Source organism: Pontibacter qinzhouensis (assembly GCF_008017455.1).
Taxonomy (GTDB): domain Bacteria; phylum Bacteroidota; class Bacteroidia; order Cytophagales; family Hymenobacteraceae; genus Pontibacter; species Pontibacter qinzhouensis.
Genome location: NZ_VRTY01000012.1, coordinates 1 through 24,409 on the forward strand (window position 1 = coordinate 1; position 24,409 = coordinate 24,409).

Sequence of the window (24,409 nt, forward strand, 5' to 3'; positions counted from 1 at the left end):
ACTAACGCCAGAGCAGAATGAAAAACTACAGTTAACCCGCCAAGAGGAACAGCGTCAGAAAATGGCGTATGCGGAAGAGAAACTTTACAGAAGTGTACAAGACATGGAACTGAATTTCTAATCCAGCGTGCCTGTTAAATAGGAATTTGGGTAGACGTTTCCCTTAAGAGATCATCTGAAGTTACCCAACTTGATCCTGATACCAGTATCACATCAGGGAGATTGAATCTACACTGCATGCGCCTGCTTGTAATACCATTTGCATTGCAGGAAGAAGATTTTACATGAAGCCAATTCTGAAGTAACTAAATAAGTCATTTTTATGAAAAAATATTTATACTCATTTATGAGAGTGGCATTGCTATGCCCTTTCCTTTTGATGCTGTCCAGCCATCTACTGGCTCAAACGACTGTCACCATTGGCCCAGGAGCCGATTGGACAGATGTTATGCTTTACAGAAACAACTCGAACACTAGTATCGCCAATACGAATTACTATAACCAAGCAAGGAACCTAGCCAGCGCCTGGACTGTTAATGGGCAACAAACCTTCTGGAGAACCCTATTCAAGTTCAATCTCAGCAATATTCCCAGTGGGTCTACAATTACAAGTGCAACCTTGTATCTCTATAGCGATCCCACGGCCACAGGTAACTCAGGCACGACCAACAATCAGTTAAGCGGCTCTAATGCCATTTATTTTGAGAAGGTCGTCTCTAACTGGGGAGAGACTTCCGTTACCTGGAATAATCAGCCGGGAACCACAACCAGCGGGAGAATCTGGCAAGGCCCTTCTACCTCAACCACAGAAAATATACAAGTCAACGTCACATCCTTTGTGCAAGATTGGGTGAACGCTCCCTCCACAAACTACGGCATGCGGATGGCGCTGGAGAATGAGGTGCATTTCAGGGGACGGTCTTACGGCAGTGAGGAACATACCAATACCACTATTCGCCCTAAACTTGTCGTTACCTATACTTCCCCTTCCGGGCTGACGTTCACGCAGGAGACAGATCAACTGTTCCAACACCTGAACAAAACCCCCATTACTACCGGCATACTCTACGACCGCGTAGTTCCCTTTACACGCCTTGACCTGTTCGGACAGCCGCTACAGCTCAACACCGCTGATAGAGAATATTTCAGGCAGGCATATTCAGAACTACGAGGGGCTACTTATGGTACCTCTTCCCTGCTGTCAACAGAAGCAGTAGATCAGAAAATCCGAGAGTCGCTAAATTCCGGCACCGTGCCAATCGGCCTGATCGCCTATAAATTCAATCAGATAGACACCATGTCTATCCAGCATAATTTGCTCTATCAGAGCAACGGCCTCTTGTACGACTCAAACCCACGCAGCCGCTCCCCTTATTGGGAGAAGAAAGCTGTTGTATTGGCTGCTTTAACAGGCTCTGTCAAAGCGGGAGTAGTGAATTTCAGAATTTCTCCGGATCTGGTGGCAAATAACCTGGGGTTAGGAATAAACTATGTGCAGATAGATTTCGGTAATGGGGCGGTTAATTATTCGGTAGGGCAGCAGTTCAGCGTCTCGCTTACCACCGGGGGCGTACGCACGATAAGGTATACGGTCTACTTTAACAACAACACCCAGGTCACTACTTATTCTACTTTGACTGTTGCGTCTAGCAGTGCTGCAACTATGGCAGAGAATGCTCCATGTGGTGAAGCTGCTAGACCAATTGAATCAGACATACCTTTTAGAGGGTATGACGAATCAGTGGCAATTCGTGGTGTAGGGGATCTTACTTATTACTACAAGGACTGTAATACAGAAGTTTTAAATAAACCCGTTATCATACTGGATGGGTTTGATCCAGGCGATGATAGAAAAGGTATTGATATTTATGACGAAGATCTACTGTATGATAATAGAACTAAAAATTTCGGCAGAACTTTAAGGGATGCAGGCTATGATGTAATCATCTTAAACTTTCCTGAGAATAAATACATTCCTGCCGACAAGAGAAATGCGTATGGTGGCGCTGACTTCATTGAGCGCAGCGCTATGGTGCTGGTAAAACTGATAAGGGAAATTAACAAGGACCTGACTGACAAAGGCAGCACAGAACAGCTCATCATCATGGGGCCTAGCATGGGTGGTTTAATCTCCCGGTACGCGCTGGCCTACATGGAGCAGATGAGCTCTCAAAATCCTGGTGATGCCACCTGGAATCATAGGACAAAGCTCTGGATCTCTTTTGATTCGCCACATTTGGGCGCCAACATTCCAATCGGTGATCAGTACTTTCTTGATTATTTTGCAACTAAAGCTGATAATGATGGAGCAAAGGATGGTAAGAAAAAGCTTGATACTCCTGCTGCCAGGCAAATGTTAGTACATCATTATTCTACGAACAGCCAAACTCCGCAGGCACATGCTTTCAGACAAACTTTATTGAACAATTTCGTAAGTGTGGGCAATTACCCGAGCCAGCTACGCAAAATTGCCATTGCCAACGGCAGCCAAAACGGCATTCTGAATAACAGTCCTTGCCAAAAAGCTTTCACGATGGATGTAGCCACTGGAAGGGGCGCACCAGCCCGTACATTTTTGACTATTCTCTATCGTCCTTGGGTTGCTTTCGCGTCAGTAGCTACCTCTAAAGTGCATTTTACACCTAATTATGGTGGTATTTGTGAAGTCTTTGATGGAAGATTTCTTCTTAACTCATCCACAAAATACGCGAGTTCTAACGGGGCTTCTGTTGGTTACGATACGGCTCCTGGTGGTACTTACAATACACAGGAACAACTTAGTGTGCAAGGTACAGGTAAGGACACCTGGATTAAGATGATGCATGCAAAGTTTTATAGCGTAGTTGCCACTCATTCCTTTATTCCGACAACCAGTGCATTGGCTTATAACAAGCCCAACCACAATTTAGCTGAAAATTTAAGTGTCAAAAATCTGGTATGTACCGGAGAAACTCCCTTTAATGCCTACTATGCACCTGCAAATAATCAGGAGCATGTGGAACTTACTGTTGCCAATGTAAACTTCGCCATAAACGAGATACTAGGGAATCTTACTCCCCCTACAGTAGTTTACAATGCCAGTATCCAAGGCCCTGGAAACCTTTGCACCAATAGTACCTACCAGCTAGCCAATCTCCCAACCGGGGCAACCGTAACCTGGAGCGCCGGCGGCTCCATTGCCATAACGGGTTCCAATACAGCCAATCCGGTAAATGTAACCACAGCAGGTAACGGAGCAGGAGCGTTAACAGCTTCCATAACTTCTTCCTGCGGGTCAGGTACTGTAACGAGAAATATCATCACCGGTCCACTCTCTCGGCAAACTGGCAACATTGTGTTGAACAACTATAATATAGGGCAAAGCAGCTCCAACTCCTATTATGTGCCTGATAATATCTGTACCAACTCCTACTATCAAATGAATCTATCTTACTCAGATATATACGGTAATCAGTCGGGCCCCTATAGTTCTGATATATGGTTTGAGGTAGACGAGGGTAACGGCTATGTTGTGAGCACACTGGGCAACAACAGCTTTGAGATTTCTGTGAATAACTCTTCTTTCATCGGAACCATACAGATACCTGTCCGGATAAGGAACCAGTGTAACGTCTTCGGCGACCCGTTGTATGTGTATGTCTATTTCCAGCCTTGCTGGGGTCCTTACTCGTATGCGGTCTCTCCAAACCCTGCCGGAGACGAAATCGTGGTTGCCTATCATCAGGGTGAAGAAGAAACTCTGATAGATGACGAAAAGGCAAAACCCTTTGAGGTAGTGCTCTACAACGACAAAGGCAAAGCGGTAAGCCAGGCCCAAAATGTGGGCAGGGCAAACAAACTTGTTCTCAATACTCGTAATCTGCCAAACGGCATGTACATACTGCACATTACAGACGAGGAAGAAACCATTAAAAAGCAGATTCTCATTAAACATGAGTAGTTGCTAAGCTTCTTAATCTGGTTATGTGGCAGCCGGCAAAAAAGTATATCAGCTTTTTCGCCGGCTGCTTTGCTTTCTGATGCCTGTTGTATTTGTGCCCTGCTTTTACACTAATGCGGATGCGCCTAATCCACCTCAAATACATAAGGCAGCTGGAAACTAAGCGGCTGGTTCCGGTGGTGGATCTGCTGCAGGAAATGATCTACTTCCGGTTTATACTCCAGGTGGTAATCTTCGTGCAGGTTTTTACGGATGAGCTGCGTTGTTTTGAGCAGCAGACGGGCCGTTGCCGTGAAAAAGCTTTTGTAGTAGCCTTCAAAGTGGCTGGTGTAATACTCAAAAATAAGGCGGAGGATGTGCAGGTGCAGGTCTGCCTCTCCTTTGGGATCTTTGGTGATACGTTTAAAACGGGCAATTTCTTTCACTGCTTTCCGTAAGGCTTTGTTACGGGCTTTGCTCATGTTGCGGCCGCTGGCATTGTGCAGCAAATCGGTTATGGTTTCGGCCGACTGGTTATACACATCCTGCAGCGTAACCTCCTCTACCAGTTCATAGGTAAGCATATCGAACAGCTCAGCATCGCGGCGCGCGGCTTTCAGAATAACAGCTTCTTTTTCTTTGTCGCTTAACTGGCGCACAGCCAGCCGTAAGGCCGAAGAGATAGCAGGCATAATCAGGAGTAGTTTAGGTTTACTGTTGAAGCTGATACGCTTAAAAGGGTACAGCAGGTTCCGGTAGCTGGCAAGGCTTGGCAACCCTTGACTAAAAATATGCGGTTTTACCTCCGGAAGGCCATTTTCATTCAAATAATTGCTTGTTGTTAGTTGTTGCTTGTTAAATGGTTAAACAGGTGATTTAAAGAGGGGAAGATTTGGAAATGGAGAAGGATAAATTTTGATTGATTGAATGAGAGGATGAGTGAATAAAAAACCCTCAATTCTTAACCCATACCTTTTAACTAATGAAGGTCTGGCGTCTAAAATCTATCAGAAGAGTAAAATGAATGAATCGACAAGACCTGGCAGTATGCGCAGCTTCGGTGGGTATCTGGGCAGTCGGACGGTCAAAATCTTTCCTTGGTTTTTTAAAAAAGTAAATTATTTGTATTAAACTTTGTGGTAATCGTATAGAGGGGCATAAAAGTCAGTTTCATGGAATTATACCTGTTCTATATTTGTTTTGTTGAATGGTCATTATCAGTCAAATACGTGTATAGTTATTTGCAAATGTTTTAGCCGGGCTTCATAAAATTTAAAATAAATCGTAATTTCGTGTCATGAATATTGGAACAGAAATTTTGCATCAGGAAGATGTAGCCGTTTTAGAAGAAACGACTGATTTCAGAAACCTGGTTGTCTATAATGATGATGTGAATACCTTTGATCATGTAATTGAAACGCTGATCAGGGTGTGCGGCCACGATGCCGAGCAGGCTGAGCAGTGTACGCTCCTGATTCATTATAAAGGGAAATGCACGGTGAAAGTAGGTGCTTACGAGGAACTCGAAGGCATGTGTACTGCCCTGCACGACAAAGACCTTTCTGCTAACATTGAATAACAGGACGGAGGTTTAATGAATTTCCCGTCGAAGCTGATTGAGGGCGCAGTAGAAGAATTAGCGAAGTTGCCCGGTGTTGGTCGTAAAACAGCCTTAAGGTTAGCACTTCATTTGTTAAAAGAAGAATCGGAGGAAACGTTTCAGTTGGCAGAAGCCCTCGTTAAAATGCGGGCAGAAATAAAACATTGCCAGCAGTGCCACAACATCTCCGATACCGACATCTGCAGTATTTGCTCAAACCCACTGCGCGACCGTAGCCTGCTCTGTGTTGTAAGCGATATCCGCGATGTTATTGCCATCGAGAATACAGCTCAGTACAAAGGGCTGTACCATGTGTTGGGTGGTGTTATTTCTCCTATAGAGGGCATCGGGCCATCAGACCTGCACATAGAATCGCTGCTGGAGCGCCTGCCTAAATCGGAGGTAAAAGAAATAGTACTCGCCATTAGCCCGACCATGGAAGGCGATACCACCGGATTTTACCTTACACGCAAACTCCGCGATGCCAATGTCCGCATCACCACAATTGCCAGAGGAGTACCCGTTGGTGGCGAACTGGAGTACACAGATGAAATTACGCTGGGCAGAAGCATTGTGGAAAGAACGAATTACGGGAAGGTGTAACCAGTGTGGGTGTGGTTTTAAAAGCAAGATGTTATACCATCAGTCAGTTATTTTTAGTAGGACACAAATTTTCTGAAGCTTTTTTTACCAGTAAAACGTTTTTTAATGCTCTGCTTGGAAAAAGATACCTCTTTTCGTGGTATCTTTTTTTTATTTTATATTCAGTTTAACTAATATGCGTTTGTAAATTAATTCATCCCGAACCATAAGTACTTGTTTTGTGGGAATATAACATTGTTGCATGTCTAAGAAGCTATCCGTAATTATTGTGAGCTACAATGTGCAGTACTTTTTGGAGCAAGCCTTGCGGTCGGTTCAAAAAGCACTGGCAGGTATTCCTTCAGAAATTTTTGTAGTTGATAACAACTCTAGCGACAGCTCTGTAGAAATGGTTGCCTCCAGGTTCCCGGAGGTGGTGCTCCTTGCAAACCAGGATAATGTTGGTTTCTCCAAAGCAAATAACCAGGCTATTGCGCTGGCAACCGGGCAGTATATACTGCTCCTGAACCCCGACACCGTAGTAGAGGAAGATACCTTTTACAAATGCCTGGAGTTTATGGATGCCAACCCCGAAGCCGGTGGCCTAGGCGTTAAAATGATAGATGGCACCGGCACATTTTTGCCAGAGTCGAAACGGGGGCTGCCAACGCCACTGGTAGCTTTCTCTAAAATTGCAGGTATATCGCGGCTCTTCCCAAGTTCAAAGCTGTTTGGCAGGTACCATTTAGGCTTTTTGTCGCCAGATGAAGTGCATGAGGTGGAGGTGCTTTCGGGCGCTTTTATGCTGATGCGCCACCGCACGTTAGAGCAGGTAGGCTTGCTCGACGAAAGCTTTTTTATGTATGGCGAAGATGTGGACCTCTCGTACCGCATTCTGTTAGGAGGCTACAAAAATTACTATTTTCCTTATACCACCATTATTCATTACAAAGGCGAGAGTACGCACAAAGGCAGCCTGAACTATGTGCTGGTTTTTTATAAAGCCATGGCCATTTTTTACCAGAAGCATTTTTCAGGTTCAAATGCGGTGGTTTTCTCTAAGCTCATTTTAATTGCGATTTACGTGCGGGCTGCCTTGTCGGTGCTGGCGGTGTCGGTAAAAAAACTGTTCGGGTTTAGGTTAAGTAAAAAAGACACCAGCCATAAACTGCCGGCCAGTCGTATGGTATTGGTGGCCGGTCAGGAGCAGGAATATAAGCGGGCGCATGCTATTTTGCAGCTGGCAGGTCTCACTCAATTGCAGATAAACAGAATTTGCCCCTCGCAACTACACCCAGAACAGTTACAGAAGGCACTGGAGCACCGCAAAGCCTGCGAAATTATCTTCTGTGGCAAAGATATGGCTTTTGCTGATATCATAAGTACTATGGAGCAATTGAGAGGAACTGGAATAGCTTGTAGCATTTTGCCTCCCCAGGCCGACTTTATTGTAGGCAGCTACTCCAAAGTTGACAGAGGCTACCATTATGCGCCTGCCACAGCACCTGTTAAAATGCCGGAGGTGGTTAGTTGTTAAGGTGTTTGCCGGTAAGGGGTTCAAGGTCGGTTAATTTCTTTCTCAATTATTCAAATAAAAAAGCCCTTCCAAAGCAAAAAAGCTCCCAAACCTCCAAGGGTACTGCTTAACGAATTGATGTTTGGCAGTCAGCAAACCAGGAAGTTAGCATAAAAATGCTACCAGATAATTTTGGTATTCATTATGTAACTCTCAGCAGCGCTACTTGTAGTATAGCCAAATCTTCCTGAACCAGATTATTCAAATAATAATAGCCTCCAGAAGAAATTTTATCAAAATATTGCCAAGGGTATATCCCACAGTTTTAACGTAGGCGCACCAGCCAGGGCAGTAGTAGCTATCGAAACGTTTGTAAATAAAACATGAACTTCTGTTTGTTCTTAAACGGCGGCTTAAAAGAACTCAGGCGCAAGTGGTTAGGGTGCTGAAAATCTTTGCCGGGCCGCCTGTAGCTGTGCACTCAGGAAATATTTCTTATCTGCAACTTGAAACCAATGCCTCACCTGATTCAAATTTTTTCAAGTTTTTGCGTTTTTCTTTTTAAAATCCATTGCTTCTTCACAATTTACCCGCTTAAATGAAAAGACGCCCGGCAAAAGTGGCTGCTGCCAGGTTGGGAAGTCTGTTTTAGAATAAGTAACTTTGACCTTTATTAATTTTAACCTTATGTATCAGACAGAAGAGGTGAATATTGTACTATCAGACAGAATAAATGCGTTAGCGGAGTCACAGACAATCGCTATGGCAAAGAAAGGCCGCGAGCTATCTGCTCAGGGCTTCGATGTGATAAACCTTAGCTTTGGGGAGCCTGACTTCCAGACCCCACAGTATATTAAGGACGCTGCCAAAAAAGCTATCGACGATGGCTTTACCTTCTACACGCCGGTACCTGGTTACCCAGAGCTGCGCCAGGCGATCGTAGACAAGTTCAAACGCGATAACAACCTCGACTATAAGCCTGAGAACATCGTTGTTTCTACCGGTGCCAAACAATCTATTGCAAACGTGGTATTGTGTTTGGTAAACCCCGGCGATGAGGTTATTATCTTCTCGCCTTACTGGGTATCTTACGAAGAAGTAGTAAAACTGGCAGAAGGTGTTTCTGTGCCGATTATGGGCACGCTCGAGAACGACTTTAAAGTAACCGCCGAGCAGCTGGAGCAGGCTATTACTTCTAACACCAAGCTTATTATGTACTCCTCGCCATGCAACCCGACCGGTTCTGTGTTCGATGCTGCTGAACTTGAGGCCATTGCCCGGGTACTGGAGAAGCACCCGCAGGTGTATGTGATGGCCGACGAGATTTACGAGTACATCAACTTCGGAGAAAAGCATGCCAGCATGGCCAGCTTCGACTTTATAAAAGACCGCGTTATTACTGTTAACGGCTTCTCGAAAGGCTATGCCATGACAGGCTGGCGTGTTGGGTACATTGCAGCCCACAAAGACATAGCCACAGCCTGCGATAAAATTCAGAGCCAGATGACATCCGGCACCTGTTCCATTGCCCAGAAAGCTGCCTATGCCGCCCTGCAGGGTGGTAAGTCCGCAGCCGAGGAAATGTCGGCTGTATACCTACGTCGCCGCGACCTGGTACTGAACCTGATGAAGGACATACCTGGTTTTGCTACAAACGTGCCAAGTGGTGCCTTCTATCTGTTCCCTGATGTTAGCTACTACTTCGGTAAAAGCGTAGACGGCAAAGAAATTAAAGATTCTTTTGACCTGAGCATGTACCTGCTGACCGATGCCCATGTGGCCCTGGTGAGCGGCGATGCCTTTGGTGCGCCACAATGTATCCGCTTCTCTTACGCCACTTCCGATGAGAAGCTGACAGAAGCCATGGATCGCATCAAAAATAGCCTTGCCAAACTTCAGTAATGAGTAAACTTACTTCTCTGGAGGCAATTTCGGAGGCATTTAACAAACTTACTGTACTAATAGTGGGCGATGTCATGATCGACTCCTACTTGTGGGGCAAGTCTACCCGAATATCTCCTGAGGCTCCTGTGCCGATCGTGAACGTGGTAAAACGCGAGAAACGGTTAGGCGGAGCTGCTAACGTGGCCCTTAATGTGCAAGCATTGGGGGCCACTCCTTTACTATGCGCTGTTGTAGGAGACGACCCCGATGGCGCAGATCTGTTGCGCCTGATGGAGGAGCGGCAATTGCCTACAACCGGTATTGTCCAGAGCCCTGAGCGCATAACCACCATTAAGCACCGCATTATTGCTTCCGGGCAGCAGCTGCTCCGCGTAGATGCCGAAATAGAAACAAACCTCACCGACTACGAGGAGCGTTTTCTGGAAGATCGTTACAGAAAGCTACTGGAGCAGGCCGATGTCGTTATTTTTGAGGATTACGATAAAGGCGTGTTTTCGAAGCAGAATATCCAGTCGTTTATCCGGCTGGCACAGGAGCAGGCAATACCCACTGTCGTAGATCCTAAAAAGAAGAATTTTCTGAGCTACGTAAGCTGCACCCTGTTTAAACCTAACCTGAAAGAACTTAAAGAGGGGTTGGGCACCGACTTTGCCGATGAGAACCAGGCGGCGTTTGAGAAAGCAGTAGCTGACCTGCAGGAACGGTTGGCCACTAGCAAAGTGCTTGTTACCTTATCGGAGCGTGGTGTGTTTGTAGCCGATGGCCAGGAAAAGACCTATATCGAGGCACATCGCAGAGCCATTTCCGATGTTTCTGGCGCAGGCGACACTGTAATCAGCATTGCTGCTTTGTGCATGGCTCTGCAAACCTCTATGCCGTTTCTGGCGGGGCTGAGTAACCTGGGCGGAGGACTTGTATGCGAGCAGGTAGGGGTGGTGCCGGTAGATAAGAACCGGTTGTTTGAAGAAGCAATGCAGGTAAGGCTATTTGAGGTGCATGAGTACAGAAACGCTTAACAGGTACCTATACGACAGCAAGCTGAAGGCCTATGCCCTGATGCGACGCACAACCTATATACTTACTACGCTGGCCATTGCCCTGCTAATTTATGCACACGGCGTAGTAGAGAGTCCTGTTGAGCTTCGTGTGCTGTATTATGCCATAGATGCTATTCTGGCTATTTTTGTCTTTATTTACCTGCTTCGGATACTCTACAACTTTGAGCGTATTAAATTTTTGAGGCGTACCTGGTTCGAAGGGCTGCTGATGGCAGTTATTCTGGTGAACCAGGTAGGCACTTACCTCCTTCATTTCCCGGTTATCTTTATCTTTTTTGATCGGCTGGGCATTCCGCTATCTGTCGAGTTGTACCGGATAGCCATCTCTCTCTACATGCTGGTGCTACTCCTGATCGAACTGTTTGAGACCAGGGTGTACCATAAAACCTTACAGTTACAGCCTACCATCACCTTTATAATGAGTTTCCTGCTACTCATTTTTACCGGAACATGCCTTTTCATGCTTCCAAAAATGAGTAATGCACCCGATGGCATGCGCCTGGTTGATGCCATTTTTATGGCCACCAGTGCCTCCTGTATTACAGGGCTGGCCGTAGTGGACCCTGGCACCTACTTTACATTTGCCGGTCAGGTGGTGCTGCTCATGCTCGTGCAGTTGGGTGGCCTGGGTATCCTGACCTTTGCTACATTTTTTGCTTCGCTTATGCGGCAGGGGCTCGGTATAAAACAGCACGTGGCCATGCATAAACTCATGGAAGGAGAAAGCCTGTTCTCTACCAAAGGCTTATTGCGCAAACTCATCCTCCTGACGCTTACCATAGAGGCAGTAGGTGCTTTTCTGATTTTTCATACCTGGGGTCCCGAGGTCGAATTTTCGAACCTGGGTACGAAGTTGTTTTACTCGGTTTTTCATGCGGTTTCTGCGTTTTGTAATGCAGGTTTTTCGCTTTACCCCGAAGGGCTTTATACGGCTCCCATTCGTAACGCCTATGTGCTGCACATGATGGTAGCCATACTTATTATGTTTGGGGGAATCGGGTTCCCGACGATGCTCGATGTACTGTCGCCTCAGGCGATGCGCAAACGGATGGATGCCCCCTGGCAGAACTGGAAATTACTTTCCAGAATAACTATTTACACCTCGGCAGCTTTGCTGTTGTTTGGCACTATCTTCTTCTTTTTTCTGGAATATTTCAACACACTGTCTCACTTAAGTTTTGTCGAGGCGCTCATAACGTCTTTTTTTCAGTCTGTCACAACACGATCCTCAGGTTTTAGCACCGTAGATATCTCGGCACTTTCTGGCCCAACCCTGCTTATTTTTATGATTTTAATGTTCATAGGGGCATCGCCGGGTTCAACGGGTGGCGGCATCAAAACCACAACCTTTTTGGTGGTGCTGCTCTCGGTGCTCACCACCATCCGGGGCCGCGACAACCTGGAGGTTGGTAGGCGCACCATTCCGCACTCTGTGTCGTACAAAGCGTTTTCGGTTTTTACCTTTGCCGTACTCATCGACATGAGTTTTCTTTTTCTTCTTTCTATAACCGATGCGCAGTACGATATTTTGCGTCTTGCCTTTGAGCAGGTATCGGCCTTTGCAACCACAGGTTTAAGTACCGGTATAACAGCAGGTCTTTCAGATCCGGGTAAAATGATAATTGCGGTGTCTATGTTCACCGGTAGGGTAGGCACCCTGACGCTGGCACTGGCCCTTAGTACCAGGGCAAAATCTACCTCCTACAAATATCCGCCAACGCACTTGCCGGTTGGCTAGTGGCTGCAAGTGTTTGCTGTTGCACTTCAGGAGTTGTTCACATCCCGGAAAATTAATCTTACCAGATCATCTCTACTTTCATGAGTACAGAAACCCTTAACAGGTATTTATACGACAGTAAGCTGAAGGCATATGCCATCATGCGGCGAACTACTTATATCCTTACCATTCTATCTATAGGGCTACTGATTTATGCGCACGGTGTTGTAAAGAGCCCTGTCAGACTTCAGATTCTGTATTATGCCATCGACTTTATTCTGGCAGTATTCGTTATTATTTACCTCCTGCGTATTCTTTACAATTTTGAGCGGGTAAGGTTTTTAAGGCGCACATGGTTTGAGGGGGTACTTATGGCGGTTATCCTGGTTAACCAAATAGGAACTTACCTGCTCCATTTTCCTTTGGTATATATTTTTTTCGAGTGGCTAGGTATTCCGCTTTCTGTAGAACTGTACCGTATTGCTATTTCGCTTTACATGCTGGTGCTGCTCCTCATTGAGCTTTTCGAAACCAAAATTTACCTGCAGACAGTACGGTTAAAATCGAGTATTACCTTTATCCTGAGTTTTGTATTTCTGATTCTGGGTGGGGCCTGCCTGCTCATGCTGCCCAAAATGACCAATGCGCCAGCAGGTATGGGGTTTGTCGATGCACTTTTTATGTCGGCCAGCGCTTCTTGTGTTACTGGCCTTGCCGTTGTAGACCCAGGTACTTATTTCACATTTGCCGGGCAGGTCGTGCTGCTCATGCTGGTCCAGTCGGGTGGTTTGGGTATTCTGACCTTTGCCACTTTTTTTGCTTCGCTTATGCGGCAGGGGCTGGGGTTCAAACAAAACGTAGCCATGCACCAACTGCTCGAGAGCGAAACACTCTTCTCTACTAAAAGGCTGCTGCGCCAGTTAATATTTCTGACCATCACCATTGAGGCTATCGGGGCCATCATCATATTTATGACCTGGGGGCCGGCTGCCGAGTTTCCAAACCTGGGTGCCAAAATATTCTATTCGGTTTTTCATGCGGTTTCTGCCTTTTGCAATGCCGGCTTCTCCTTGTATCCGGAAGGACTCTACTCCGAACCTGTGCGCGTTGCCTATGTAATGCACCTGGTGGTAGCCATCTTAATCTTGTTCGGAGGTATTGGTTTTCCTACTATTATGGATGTATTGTCGCCCAAGGCAATGCGCAGGCGAATGGATGCCCCCTGGCAAAACTGGAAACTCCTCTCGCGGGTAACTATTTATACGTCGGCTGCCCTTATCTTTTTCGGGACATTTTTTTTCTTCTTTTTAGAGTACTTTAACACGCTCTCGCACCTTAGTTTTGTAGAGGCGCTCATAACGTCTTTTTTTCAGTCTGTAACTACCCGTACTGCCGGTTTTAACACCGTCGATATTTCGGCGCTCAACGTGCCAACGCTCCTTGTTTTTCTGGTGCTGATGTTTATTGGGGCATCGCCGGGTTCAACGGGTGGCGGCATTAAAACCACTACCTTTTTGGTAGTGCTGCTCTCGGTGCTCACCACCATCCGGGGCCGCGATAACCTGGAAGTTGGTAGGCGCACTATCCCGCACTCTGTGTCGTACAAAGCCTTTTCTGTTTTTACCTTTGCCGTGCTGATAGATATGGGCTTTATTTTCCTGCTTTCCATAACCGATGGACAGTACGACATCCTGCGGCTTGCCTTTGAACAGGTGTCGGCTTTTGCTACTGTAGGGCTGAGTACAGGAATCACAGCTGGCCTTTCTGATCCGGGTAAAATGATTATTGTACTTTCGATGTTTATTGGCAGGGTGGGTACGCTTACACTGGCGCTGGCACTGAGTACCAGGGCCAAATCCACTTCTTATAAATATCCTCCAACACATTTACCAGTTGGGTAAAAACAACCGCGCCTCAGACCTGTTGAGGTTGAGGCGCGGTTGTTTTTATGTGAAACTCCTTGTAAGGCCTTGGGTAATTAAAGGTGAAAAAACCTTCGGAAGGCCATTTCCATTAGAATAATTTAAAACAGACTTATTTTAGCTGTTTACGATACCGCTGTATTCCTTCACCGTCTGGATAAAGCATTTCACTTTTTCCGGATCTGTATCGGGATAAACGCCGTGGCCCAGGTTGGCGATGTGCCGCTGTGGCCCGAATTGCTTCAGCATTTTTATAGTTTCGGATTGAATGGTTTCGAAAGAGCTGTACAGCAGGCAAGGGTCCATGTTGCCTTGCAGGGTTTTGCTGTTGCCCACCTGCTCCCGCGATGTAGCTACCTCCATGTTCCAGTCAAGCCCGATAACTTCGCAATTCAGTTTGCTAAAATCCTCTAAAGCGAAGAAGGCACCTTTGGCAAATACAGTTACAGGCACGTCATTTATAGCATTGCAGATTTCGCTGATGTATGGCAACGAAAAAGTCCTGTATTGCGCCGGCGACAGAATCCCTGCCCAGGAGTCGAAGATCTGAATCAGGTTAGCGCCTGCCTTTACCTGCGCCTGCAGGTAAGCAATGGTGGTGTCGGTGATCATGCGCAGCAACTGGTGCGCCAGTTTGGGGTTGGTGTACAACAAGCCACGGGCATGCGAAAACGTTTTAGAACCGCTTCCTTCTACCATATAGGCCAGAATAGTCCAGGGGGCACCGGCAAAACCGATGAGGGGAACCCGGCCGTTAAGGGCTCTTTTGGTAACGCGTATTGCTTCGAGCACATAGCCCAGGTGCTCCTCAGGGTCAGCTACCCGCAGGCGTTTCAGGTCCTGCTCCGTCCGGATGGTAGCCGGGAAGTAAGGACCACGCTTCTCCACCATCTCGTAAGTGCAGCCCATGGCTTCGGGCACCACCAGGATGTCGGAAAAAATAATGGCCGCGTCCACATCCAGAATATCAACCGGCTGAATGGTTACTTCTGCTGCAAACTCCGGCGTTTCTACCAATTCTTTAAAGCCACTCAGGCTTTCGCGCACCGCTCTGTATTCAGGTAAAATGCGTCCGGCCTGGCGCATGAGCCAAACAGGAGTGCGTTCTACTACCTCTCCCTTAGCTGCTCTAATAAGCAAATCGTTTTTCAGTTGCATGCCGCAAAGATAGGGATTTTTAGGGATTTTGAATGAGTGATTGAATGGATGAATGAATGGTTTTGTTTGTAGGTTTTGATGAAAAGAAGAAGCAAATTCGATTTTGAGTGAGCGTAAAAACGAATCGGTCTGTTTCTATAACCTGTGCAGAAGCCATTCAGATATAACTCTACAACCTTGGCAATAAATGCCTGAAAAACCTTCTGAAGGCCAAATTCATTAGAATAATTATAGGGAACACCATACAAACATCATGATCAAAGAGCAAATTCCTGAAATCATAAATTTTGTGAACTCTTAAATTAGAGGCTATTTATAATGAATAGCATTACTATTAATTCATCCATTCATTCTCTAAATCATCCATTCATTCAAAATTAAAAAAACAGCGCCTTTAAAGCAGATACTATAAAGTTTACACCGATAGAAAGCACAATAAAGCCCATAATACGTGAAAGAGCGGCCAACCCTGATTTGCCCATGAAACGGGTAAGCTGGTGCGAAAAACGAAGAATAATAAAAGTAACCACAGCCAGCAGCAGAATAGCAGCCAGAATCATGACCATATCTATAATGGAGAGCGACGTAGTAAAAAAGCCAATGCTCACCGCTATAGCACCCGGACCAGATAGCATGGGCATGGCCAGTGGCGTAAACGAAATATCTTCTTTCTGCTGTCCTTCTTCCACCACATCGGGCGAAATCTTTTTCTTGTTGGCTCCCGGCGTTAGCAGATCAAAACCTGCTTTCATAATCATGAGGCCACCTGCAATGCGCAAATCGTGCATCCGGATGCCGAAAAAGTTGAGCACATATTGCCCCGTCAGGAAAAAGATAGCCAGAATACCAACCATGTAGAGGCAGGCCTTGAGCGCCTGCTGGTTACGGTGGGCCGGGGTGTCGTCCTGTGTCAGGGTTAGGAACACGGGCATGGCGCCAAAGGGATTTACAACAGAGAACAAGGCAGAGAATGTAGCCAGTAATATTTCCATAGAGGATCGGTAGCGTATAAAGTAGGGCGTTAAATATAGCTTTTTCAGGATGCAAAACAAAAGTATTGCCGCCCCGGATGCATAATACCGCAGCAGGGGGAGTAGGGTTTGCAGATTATCCTTAATTTTGAGGAAACATTGGCTGAAGCAACCCCGCAACAAGGTGCACCAGCTGCAAATTGTAAAGATCATTTTATTCAGATAAATAGTATGAAAGGAGAAGTAAAGCTGGGGATTTTGGGTGGCGGACAGCTGGGCCGGATGCTCATGCAGGCCGGGCTCGATTTTAACCTCTACACGCTGGTGCTCGACCCGGATGAAAACGCGCCCTGCAAAGACATTTGCCACGAGTTCTTTGTGGGCAGTTTCCGCGATTTCGACACAGTGTATGAGTTCGGTAAAAACTGCGATATCCTCACCATCGAGATCGAGCACGTAAATGCCGATGCGCTACAGAAGCTGGAAGAGGAGGGGGTAAAAGTGTACCCCGATGCCACCACCGTTCGTACCATTCAGGACAAAGGGCTGCAGAAAGAGTTCTTCCAGAAGCATAACATCCCGACTTCTGAATTTAGACTTTTGAAAGATGCCACAGAGCTGGAGGCCAATACCGATTTTCTACCCGCTTTCCAGAAGCTGCGCCGCGAAGGCTACGACGGCAAAGGAGTAGTAAAGCTTACTGGCAGCAACGACCTGGGCAAAGGTTTTCAGGAGCCATCGGTGCTGGAGAAACTCGTAGATTACGAGAAGGAGATTTCTGTGATCGTGGCGCGCAACCCAAAGGGCGAGGTCACTGCTTTTCCGGTGGTGGAGCTGAGCTTTCATCCGGAGCATAACCTCGTCGATTCGCTTTTTGCACCGGCCAATGTACCTTACAAGCTACAGCGCCACGCCATCGAAATTGCCAGCCGGGTAATAGAGGCCTTCGGAATGGTAGGTATTCTGGCTGTTGAGATGTTCCTGACAAAAGACGGGCAGATACTGGTAAACGAAGTAGCACCGCGTCCGCACAACAGCGGGCACCATACCATCAAAGCAAATTTCACCTCGCAATACGAGCAGCACCTGCGGGCCATCCTAAACCTTCCGCTGGGTGCCACCGATATTCAAAGTGCCGCCGTTATGCTGAACCTGCTGGGCGAGCCCGGTTACGACGGCGAAGCAGCCTACGAGGGCCTGCAGGAGGCGCTGGCGGTACCAGGCGTTTACATTCACCTCTATGGCAAAAAGTACACCCGGCCTGCCCGCAAAATGGGGCACATCACCGTGCTTGGCCAGACCATTGAAGAAGCACAGCAGCGGGCCGAGTCAGTTAAAAATGTTATCAAAGTAAAAGCATAAACATGTCTGAAGAAACAAAACAAACGCAACCGCTGGTAGGCATTATCATGGGCAGCCAGTCTGACCTGAACGTAATGGACGCAGCGGCAGAATTTCTGGAGAACCTGGGCATACCTTTCGAACTGACCATTGTATCGGCGCACCGCACGCCGCACCGCATGGTCGAGTATGCTGAGTTGGCGCGTAAAAAAGGGCTGAAAGTAATTATAGCCGGAGCAGGTGGAGCAGCCCATTTGCCAGGCATGGTGGCTTCGTTAACAACCTTACCCGTTATTGGCGTACCCGTAAAATCGAGTAACTCCATCGATGGCTGGGATTCGGTGCTGTCTATTCTGCAGATGCCCGGAGGTGTACCAGTGGCTACTGTAGCCTTAAATGGCGCCTTAAACGCAGGCATTCTGGCAGCCCAGATTCTGGGAACAAGCAACGCAGCCATTGCCGATAAGCTGGAGAAATACAAAACCGGCCTCAAAGATAAAGTCATGCGCTCTGTTGATGAACTCAGAAGAGGCGACCGCGATATAGATTAAGGCTGCTCATAAGTGAGCTGTAGCACCACAAAACGGCTTTCCCTGTAATAAGGGAAAGCCGTTTTGCTTTTAAAGCAGAAGGCGGTGCAGCAGTAGAACCAAGCAAAATCATTGCTTTGATTTCTTAACATAAGCTTAACCTCTCTGACTTAACAAGGTGTTTGCAGCAGCGTAGTTTCTATTTTCGGTTTTAGCACCTTCACCAACATGCGCACTGTATACCCCCTGAAAACTACACATGCCCCTCTCGACCAACTGGCTGTTTTCTCTTTTTTATGGGGAATGGCCAACCTGTTTCACCTGCTTTCCTTCCCGTATGTGGTTAGCCTGGATGATCCATTTAGTTGGGTGGTAGGCATTTTTGCATTTTTTGTGGTGCTGTGGCCCCGGTCTTTGGCGCTCCTGTTCCTGATGCTCTGCTTCAGCCTTACCAGAACATTTCGTTGGATGCCCGACACGCCCAATCATATTCTGTTTGAGTTTGTGCTTAACACGGCTTTGCTGCTGTGCATTTGTTATGCGTGCCTTTCCTTCTTCAACAAAAACAGGAAGATGCCGGACCTGCGCAACCTGGCGCTAAGAGAGCAGGTGTTTACTGCCTTTGCTGCACCTGCCCGGGTTAGCCTGCTGTTGTTGTATTTCTACGCCGTGCTCCACAAACTGAACTATGATTATTTAAATACCGACATCAGTTGCAGCTCTGTTCTGCTGACCTCTTTCGGAGATCGCCTGCCTTTTCTGCCTACAAACCAACCAGCACAACTAGGAGCCATTTACGGGACCTTGGTAGTAGAAGCAGCCATTCCGCTGATGTTCTGCTTTAGGCGCACCCGTGCTGCCGGCATCTTTTTAGGCTTAGGCTTCCACTATTTTCTTTCTTTGCACCCACACGACGGACTCTATAGCTTTTCGTCGCTACTGTTTTCGCTCTTCTTCCTGTTTACACCACCTGCTTTTACCACCGAGCTGAATAAGTTGCTGCTGTCTTCCTCCGGAAAAGTAAGACAGCCTCTCCGGCTGCTGCTGAAAGCGCTGGTTCTTTTGGTTGCAGCAGCCATACTGGTACGGTGGGCAGGCGCCATAAATTTTGCAGGCTTCTTAATCTGGTTGGTATTCGGAGCTTTTGTGATTATGATTTACACCGTGCAGGCTGTTGCACAACCTGCTACAGAAACCATGTTTGCTGCTTACTTTTCCATCAGACCTGCTGCACTATGGGTATTCCCGGCACTGGTGCTATTTAATGGCTTAAACCCTTACCTTGGTTTTAAAACCCAAACCAGCTTTTCGATGTTCAGCAACCTGCGTACAGAAGGTGGTTACAGTAACCACCTGTTTATTCCGGGTTCTTTGCAGTTCACCAACCTGCAGCACGATTTAGTTGATGTTGTGGAAAGTGATTTAGAGGAGCTGCAGCGGTATAAGCAGGAAGATCAGTATTTAACTTACTTTGAACTACGCCGCTTGGTAAGCTCTCACCTGAACAAAGATTTTTATGTAAACTTCCTGAGAAATGGTCAGCTGCAAGGGCTCCGGGTGGAAAATGGTATCGCCGATCAGCCGGACCTGGCGCTTCCGCACGCTTACCTGACCTCCAAATTTGTCCGTTTCAGACCAATAGACAAAGGAGCCTGCCTCTGCAAACACTAGTGCTGGCAGCAAATTATTTAAATGAAAATGGCCTTCAGAAGCTTCTCAGGTCATTTTTAGCCAAGGGTTGATCTAAGTTAGTTCGTTTTTATAGACCTGAACTACTGCTTAAATATCGCATTTAAAGTATTCCGTATCGTAACCGGGGGCTGGTGTGTCGCCGACCCGCACCAGCTTGCTGAGTGGTATGGTTTCGCCGGTGGCAAGTTCCAGGTAATCTACTCCCGCTGTAGTTGTAAGTTGTTTCAGAAGCGCCCTTACGTTCATAAATTCGCCAATTTCACTGTGGTACTGCACCCGCACATACACCTTCTGCCGCACAAGCTCTTCTAATGCTGTTCTGAATTGCTGTACCTCTGCTGTTTTATCTGTTGTACTCATAAAGTTAGAGTTGATTTTTGATAGTATACGGTGGTACAGTAAAAGCTGTGCTATCACATTTTTACTTTGGCGAACCCCGGTCCCCAACCAGTATCTCTAAATAAGTATAGGCAATTATTATATGTCAGGTAAACCCTTGGCAGCAATTTGATGAAAATCCTTCAGAAGGCTATTTTCATTAGAATAATTTGGAATACGAAAGCTGAAATAGTTTTGGACTTAGGAGATAGAACTAATTTGCATGTACTTAGTTCACAGTCAGCTTTAGTTCTAAATATAACTTAAGACCTATAAATTAAGAAATGCCCCTATAGCCCCTCATTCATAATTTCTGATTTGGGAAAAGTCTAAACCACCTCCACCTTACTTACACCACCAGCCAGTTTTTTAACGCGAATCTGCGTGCTGATCCGCTCTTTCAGCGCCTCTACGTGCGAGATGATTCCGATCATTTTACCGCCTGCCTGCAGGTTCTCCAGGGTCGAAATAGCAGCATCCAGCGTTTCAGCATCTAAAGTGCCGAAGCCTTCATCAATAAACAAGGAATTGATCTGGGTGCGGCGGCCGGCAAGGTCAGAGAGCCCCAGGGCCAGCGCCAGGCTCACCAGAAAGCTCTCGCCGCCCGAAAGCGTGTTCATCGGTCGCACCGCCTCCGCCTGGTAGGTGTCCACAATCAGCAGCTCCAGGTCTTCGGCAGTAGATTTCTGGATGCGGTAGCGGTCGTTGAGTTTTTGCAGGTGCCGGTTGGCCAGCTCCACCAGCCTTGCCAGCGTGAGCCCCTGCGCAAAGCGGCTGAACTTGTTGCCATCTGCAGAGCCGATCAGCTGCGACAGTTGCTCCCAACGGTTACACACCTGCTGCTGTGTCTGGAGTTGTTCGGCCAGGTCGCGGTTTTTCTCGCGCTGCTGTGCGTCCTGCTCCAGCAGTTGCTGGTGGCGTGCGCGTTGTTCTATCAGGTTGCGCTGCGCTGTGGTTTTCTGCAGGTGCAGTTCCTGCAGTTCTTCTGCTGTTTTATCAGTCAGGTTTTGTTGCCGGGTTGCTGCCAGTTCGTGCTGCACATCTGTGAGGCTTTTTCGCAGCTCGGTCAGGTGCTTTTCGGTCTGGGCTTTGAGGTTGGCCAGGCGCAGGGCTTCGTCTTTGTCGAGGAGCATCTGGCTCAGGGCCTCAATGGTTTCGATACCCTGCTGTTGCAGTACCCGCAGCAGCCCGTCGCGCAGATTATCCAAAGCTGATTTGCTCTGCTGTTGCGACTGCTGGATTTCCTGCTGCCGCTGGCGGTTTTCGTGCAGTTCATGTTTCGTTTGGAGGTGTCTGGTGCGGGCTTTTTCAGCCTGGTTCCTGCTGACAATCAGTTGCTGCTGTGCCTTTTGCCGTTCCTTTTGCGGGTCTTTTTCACTGAAAAGCTGGGTACGCTCTTCCTTAAGTTTAGTCAGGTTAATATGTGTCTGCTTCAGGTGCTCCTGCCGTTCTTTTAAGTCCTGCTGCTTCTCCTCCTGCCGGGTTTTCATGTTTTTTACGTTCTCCTGCAACTGCTGGAACGGGTCGCGCAGGTCTTCGTAAGCCTTGTGCTTCTGCTGGTACTCTACCACCTGTGCCTCAAAAGTTCGTAGCTGCTCGGCCAGCCTGTTGTTTTCAGATGAAGCGCCATAGGCTGCAGCAAAAGAGGCAGCCATTTCCAGCTGGTCCTGCTGCTCTTCGAGCTGTTCCTGCAGCTGTGCCTGCGCCTTCTGGAGCTGCGCCTGGTGCATTTTTTCAGATTGCTCCAGCCGGCTTTGTTGTCCCTGCGTCCGAAGCTGTTCTTCCCGAATCTGCTGCAGGCGCTGGTTCAGCTGCTCTGCCGTGCGGCTAAGGCTGCGGCCCATACTTAAGGTATGGTTCAGCTTCTCAAAGTCTTTTCGTTGCTGCTCCAGGCTGTTTGCCAGCAGGTCGGGTGCGGTAATGGCAATTGCAAGGCCTTCGGATTGCTGTTGATATGCCTGCTGCAGCCGCTTTATTTCCGTATCAGTTTCAGTTTTTTGTTGAAGCGCTGCCTCTTGCTGGTGCTGCAGGGTGTGCAGTTGCAGCTGAAGGTTGTTCAGGCTGGCTTCCAGTTCTTTTACCAGGAGCTGTTGCTTGTCGCGCCGCTGCACTTCTTCGGTAAGCGTGGTCTCATAGGCTCCTTCTACAAACGGATGATGCGCGGAACCACACAGCGGGCATGGCTCGTTTGGCTGCAGTGCATGGCGGGCCTGCTCCAGCTCCTGGATGCGCTGCTGCTGGGTTACCAGTTGCTGCAGGTCCTGCAGGCGTTCTGTCGCGTCGGCATATTTTTGCCGGGTTACTTCAAGTTGTGTTTTCTGACTAATACTGTTTTTTTGCTGCTGCTCCAGCTGCAGTTCAAGTTGCTCCTGCTTTTGCTGCACTGCAGTATGCAGCCGCGAAAGCTCCAGCAGGCGTTCGTAGCGGTTCAGGAGTTGTTGTTGCGCTTGTGGCAGTGCCTCCAGTTCTTCCAGCTTTTGCCCGTTTAACTTCTCCTGCAACTGCACCGATACCTGCTGCTTTTCTTCTGTGAGCTGCGCATAAGCTGCCTGCTGCTCTTCCTGCTTTTTGCTTAGCGCCTCTAGTTGCTGCGTATCCTGCTGCAGTTGCTGTTGCAATGCCTGCTGTTCCTGCTCCAATTTTTTCCTGCTTTGGCTTACCTCTGCCAGGCTTTTCACCATGAGGCGGAACTCGGGGAGGTGCTGCTGCAGGTCCTGCAGGCGTTGGTTCTGCTGCAGCCAGGTTTTGTAGCTGATGGCTTTTTGCGTCAGCTCCTGCAGTTCGCTCTGTTTCTGTTGGAGCAGGCTTTGTTCCTGTTTCAGCGAAGCATCCAACTGCTCATAAATTTTCTTGTTTTCCTGGAACTGGTCCCGGATGGTTTGTAGCTGGTGGTCGAGTTGGGCTACTTTCTGCAGGAGCGGCTCGAGCTCCTGCAACGCAGTTTCCTGTTGCTGCTGCTGTTTACCGGCCTCCTCAGCCACCCTTCCCGATAGCTCCAGCTCCGTCTCCAGCACGGGTAGCTGTTTTACCAGTGTTTCGAGCTGGGTCTGTTCCTTCACCAGTTGGCCGTTGGCCAGCTCAATACGGGTTAGCTGCCCTTCGTATTGCCGTGCGTGTTCGTGCTGCTCCAGCCTCCGGAAATCGGGTTGGAGCTGTGCCAGTTTAACTTCCTGTGTATGTAGTGCCTGCTTGTGCTGTTGCTCTTTTGCCTGCAGTTTCTGTACCTGCCCGAGCCATTGCGACTGCTCCTGCAGCATGGTGGCTTCCTGTCGTAACTGTTCCTCCTGCTCCTGTAGTTCGGCAATGGATGTTTGTAAGGCAACCAGCTGTTCCTCCGGCAGCAGTTTAGTGTCCTGCAGGCGGCGTTCCATTTCTTCTTTCAGGCTGCGTTCGGTTTTGGCTTTTTCAAAAGCGAAGCGGGATATGTCGGAGTAAATGCCTGTTTCGGTTATTTTTTCGAGCAGGCTGCTGCGTTCGTTGGGGTTCGCCTTTAGAAATCGTGCGAAGTCGCCCTGCGAGAGCATGACGGAGCGCAGAAACTGGTTATAGTCGAGGCCGCAAAGTTCGGCTACTTTGTCGGGTACCTGGCTTGGCTTCAGGTCGAAGTTCTTTTCGTCGGCCAAATCGCAGAGCTCCATGTGCACTGCCTGCATGTTGCCATCTGCTTTGCCCCGGCTCCGCCTGATGTGCCATTTGGAGCGGTAGCACCTGCCGTTGGCCTCAAACTCCACCTCGGCAGAACTTTCGGCGGTGTGGCGTGTCATGAGCTCCAGCGGTTTGTCGTTGCTGTGGCGGTGCACCAGCCCATAAAGCCCCACGGTAATAGCATCCAGAATGGTAGTTTTACCTGCGCCCGTTGGCCCGGTTATCGCAAACAAACCTGCTTCTGCCAATGGAGCCTGGTCGAAACGGATCTCGTGCTGCCCTTTAAGCGAGTTCAGGTTCTGGAAACGGACGGCAAGGATTTTCATGGGTTGCTTTTTTTAGAGACACAAGTATCAGGACAGAAGACTTTGTCAAATTAAAAATTAGGAATCAGGAATGAATATGGCGCGAGCATCCTCGCTCGTGACTTCTATTCCAAGGCCCCTGGCCACATTTAAGCACAAATTTGGTTGGA

Annotated in this window: 16 protein-coding genes; 11 read left to right on the forward strand and 5 right to left on the reverse strand. The window is 47.9% G+C overall.

The features are described 5' to 3' along the window. The first annotated feature begins 448 nt into the window (after nt 1–448). Nucleotides 449–3,940: a DNRLRE domain-containing protein gene (locus FVR03_RS04665; protein WP_255474061.1), complete on the forward strand. Its 3,492-nt coding sequence runs from the start codon at nt 449–451 to the stop codon at nt 3,938–3,940. A 125-nt stretch (nt 3,941–4,065) separates the two neighbouring features. Here FVR03_RS04665 and FVR03_RS04670 read toward each other — a convergent pair whose 3' ends face one another. After that, nucleotides 4,066–4,746, reverse strand: a complete 681-nt coding sequence (locus tag FVR03_RS04670; protein ID WP_255474059.1) for a hypothetical protein — start codon at nt 4,744–4,746, stop codon at nt 4,066–4,068. 470 nt (nt 4,747–5,216) lie between these two features. On the opposite strand from FVR03_RS04670, the gene FVR03_RS04675 reads away from it, so the two are divergent. The 7 genes from FVR03_RS04675 (at nt 5,217) to FVR03_RS04705 (ending at nt 14,198) form a co-directional block, all read left to right on the forward strand. Next, nucleotides 5,217–5,498, forward strand: coding sequence for an ATP-dependent Clp protease adaptor ClpS (locus FVR03_RS04675; RefSeq protein WP_147920606.1), 282 nt, complete (start codon nt 5,217–5,219; stop codon nt 5,496–5,498). A gap of 15 nt (nt 5,499–5,513) precedes the next feature. Continuing rightward, nucleotides 5,514–6,122, forward strand: a complete 609-nt coding sequence (gene recR / locus FVR03_RS04680) for a recombination mediator RecR (protein ID WP_147920607.1) — start codon at nt 5,514–5,516, stop codon at nt 6,120–6,122. 241 nt (nt 6,123–6,363) lie between these two features. Next, on the forward strand, nt 6,364–7,638 hold the full coding sequence (locus FVR03_RS04685; protein ID WP_147920608.1) for a glycosyltransferase family 2 protein: 1,275 nt from the start codon (nt 6,364–6,366) through the stop codon (nt 7,636–7,638). A gap of 666 nt (nt 7,639–8,304) precedes the next feature. Continuing rightward, nucleotides 8,305–9,519: a pyridoxal phosphate-dependent aminotransferase gene (locus tag FVR03_RS04690; RefSeq protein WP_147920609.1), complete on the forward strand. Its 1,215-nt coding sequence runs from the start codon at nt 8,305–8,307 to the stop codon at nt 9,517–9,519. Beyond that, on the forward strand, nt 9,519–10,538 hold the full coding sequence (locus FVR03_RS04695; RefSeq protein ID WP_147920610.1) for a bifunctional heptose 7-phosphate kinase/heptose 1-phosphate adenyltransferase: 1,020 nt from the start codon (nt 9,519–9,521) through the stop codon (nt 10,536–10,538). Before FVR03_RS04690 ends, FVR03_RS04695 begins: the two co-directional genes overlap by 1 nt. Beyond that, a complete protein-coding gene (locus FVR03_RS04700; RefSeq protein WP_147920611.1) occupies nt 10,519–12,318 on the forward strand; it encodes a TrkH family potassium uptake protein in 1,800 nt (599 codons plus the stop codon). Before FVR03_RS04695 ends, FVR03_RS04700 begins: the two co-directional genes overlap by 20 nt. A gap of 80 nt (nt 12,319–12,398) precedes the next feature. After that, on the forward strand, nt 12,399–14,198 hold the full coding sequence (locus FVR03_RS04705) for a TrkH family potassium uptake protein (RefSeq protein WP_147920612.1): 1,800 nt from the start codon (nt 12,399–12,401) through the stop codon (nt 14,196–14,198). Nucleotides 14,199–14,336: 138 nt separating this feature from the next. On the opposite strand, the gene hemE is transcribed toward FVR03_RS04705, so the two are convergent. Both hemE and FVR03_RS04715 read right to left on the reverse strand, forming a co-directional pair. Continuing rightward, nucleotides 14,337–15,377 (reverse strand): uroporphyrinogen decarboxylase, encoded by a 1,041-nt coding sequence (gene hemE, locus FVR03_RS04710; protein WP_147920613.1) that lies wholly within the window; start codon nt 15,375–15,377, stop codon nt 14,337–14,339. 377 nt (nt 15,378–15,754) lie between these two features. Continuing rightward, nucleotides 15,755–16,369, reverse strand: a complete 615-nt coding sequence (locus FVR03_RS04715) for a MarC family NAAT transporter (RefSeq protein WP_147920614.1) — start codon at nt 16,367–16,369, stop codon at nt 15,755–15,757. A gap of 210 nt (nt 16,370–16,579) precedes the next feature. On the opposite strand from FVR03_RS04715, the gene FVR03_RS04720 reads away from it, so the two are divergent. The 3 genes from FVR03_RS04720 (at nt 16,580) to FVR03_RS04730 (ending at nt 19,890) form a co-directional block, all read left to right on the forward strand. After that, nucleotides 16,580–17,710 (forward strand): 5-(carboxyamino)imidazole ribonucleotide synthase, encoded by a 1,131-nt coding sequence (locus FVR03_RS04720; RefSeq protein ID WP_147920615.1) that lies wholly within the window; start codon nt 16,580–16,582, stop codon nt 17,708–17,710. A 2-nt stretch (nt 17,711–17,712) separates the two neighbouring features. Continuing rightward, a complete protein-coding gene (purE, locus tag FVR03_RS04725) occupies nt 17,713–18,240 on the forward strand; it encodes a 5-(carboxyamino)imidazole ribonucleotide mutase (protein WP_147920616.1) in 528 nt (175 codons plus the stop codon). Between the two features lie 207 nt (nt 18,241–18,447). Then, nucleotides 18,448–19,890 (forward strand): HTTM domain-containing protein, encoded by a 1,443-nt coding sequence (locus FVR03_RS04730; protein ID WP_147920617.1) that lies wholly within the window; start codon nt 18,448–18,450, stop codon nt 19,888–19,890. A 108-nt stretch (nt 19,891–19,998) separates the two neighbouring features. Here the strand turns inward: FVR03_RS04730 and FVR03_RS04735 are convergent, their stop codons facing one another. Both FVR03_RS04735 and FVR03_RS04740 read right to left on the reverse strand, forming a co-directional pair. Then, nucleotides 19,999–20,271, reverse strand: coding sequence for a hypothetical protein (locus tag FVR03_RS04735; protein WP_147920618.1), 273 nt, complete (start codon nt 20,269–20,271; stop codon nt 19,999–20,001). A gap of 347 nt (nt 20,272–20,618) precedes the next feature. Further along, nucleotides 20,619–24,260, reverse strand: a complete 3,642-nt coding sequence (locus FVR03_RS04740; protein ID WP_147920619.1) for an AAA family ATPase — start codon at nt 24,258–24,260, stop codon at nt 20,619–20,621. Between the last annotated feature and the right edge of the window lie 149 nt (nt 24,261–24,409).

Bases quoted from the DNA above. Each gene is read 5' to 3' on its own strand.
- FVR03_RS04715 (WP_147920614.1), bottom strand. From the start codon at position 16,369: ATGGAAATATTACTGGCTACATTCTCTGCCTTGTTCTCTGTTGTAAAT.
- FVR03_RS04735 (WP_147920618.1), bottom strand. From the start codon at position 20,271: ATGAGTACAACAGATAAAACAGCAGAGGTACAGCAATTCAGAACAGCA.
- FVR03_RS04720 (WP_147920615.1), top strand. From the start codon at position 16,580: ATGAAAGGAGAAGTAAAGCTGGGGATTTTGGGTGGCGGACAGCTGGGC.
- hemE (WP_147920613.1), bottom strand. From the start codon at position 15,377: ATGCAACTGAAAAACGATTTGCTTATTAGAGCAGCTAAGGGAGAGGTA.
- FVR03_RS04685 (WP_147920608.1), top strand. From the start codon at position 6,364: ATGTCTAAGAAGCTATCCGTAATTATTGTGAGCTACAATGTGCAGTAC.
- FVR03_RS04705 (WP_147920612.1), top strand. From the start codon at position 12,399: ATGAGTACAGAAACCCTTAACAGGTATTTATACGACAGTAAGCTGAAG.
- FVR03_RS04695 (WP_147920610.1), top strand. From the start codon at position 9,519: ATGAGTAAACTTACTTCTCTGGAGGCAATTTCGGAGGCATTTAACAAA.
- purE (WP_147920616.1), top strand. From the start codon at position 17,713: ATGTCTGAAGAAACAAAACAAACGCAACCGCTGGTAGGCATTATCATG.
- FVR03_RS04675 (WP_147920606.1), top strand. From the start codon at position 5,217: ATGAATATTGGAACAGAAATTTTGCATCAGGAAGATGTAGCCGTTTTA.
- FVR03_RS04730 (WP_147920617.1), top strand. From the start codon at position 18,448: ATGCGCACTGTATACCCCCTGAAAACTACACATGCCCCTCTCGACCAA.
- FVR03_RS04740 (WP_147920619.1), bottom strand. From the start codon at position 24,260: ATGAAAATCCTTGCCGTCCGTTTCCAGAACCTGAACTCGCTTAAAGGG.
- FVR03_RS04665 (WP_255474061.1), top strand. From the start codon at position 449: ATGCTTTACAGAAACAACTCGAACACTAGTATCGCCAATACGAATTAC.
- FVR03_RS04690 (WP_147920609.1), top strand. From the start codon at position 8,305: ATGTATCAGACAGAAGAGGTGAATATTGTACTATCAGACAGAATAAAT.
- FVR03_RS04700 (WP_147920611.1), top strand. From the start codon at position 10,519: ATGAGTACAGAAACGCTTAACAGGTACCTATACGACAGCAAGCTGAAG.
- recR (WP_147920607.1), top strand. From the start codon at position 5,514: ATGAATTTCCCGTCGAAGCTGATTGAGGGCGCAGTAGAAGAATTAGCG.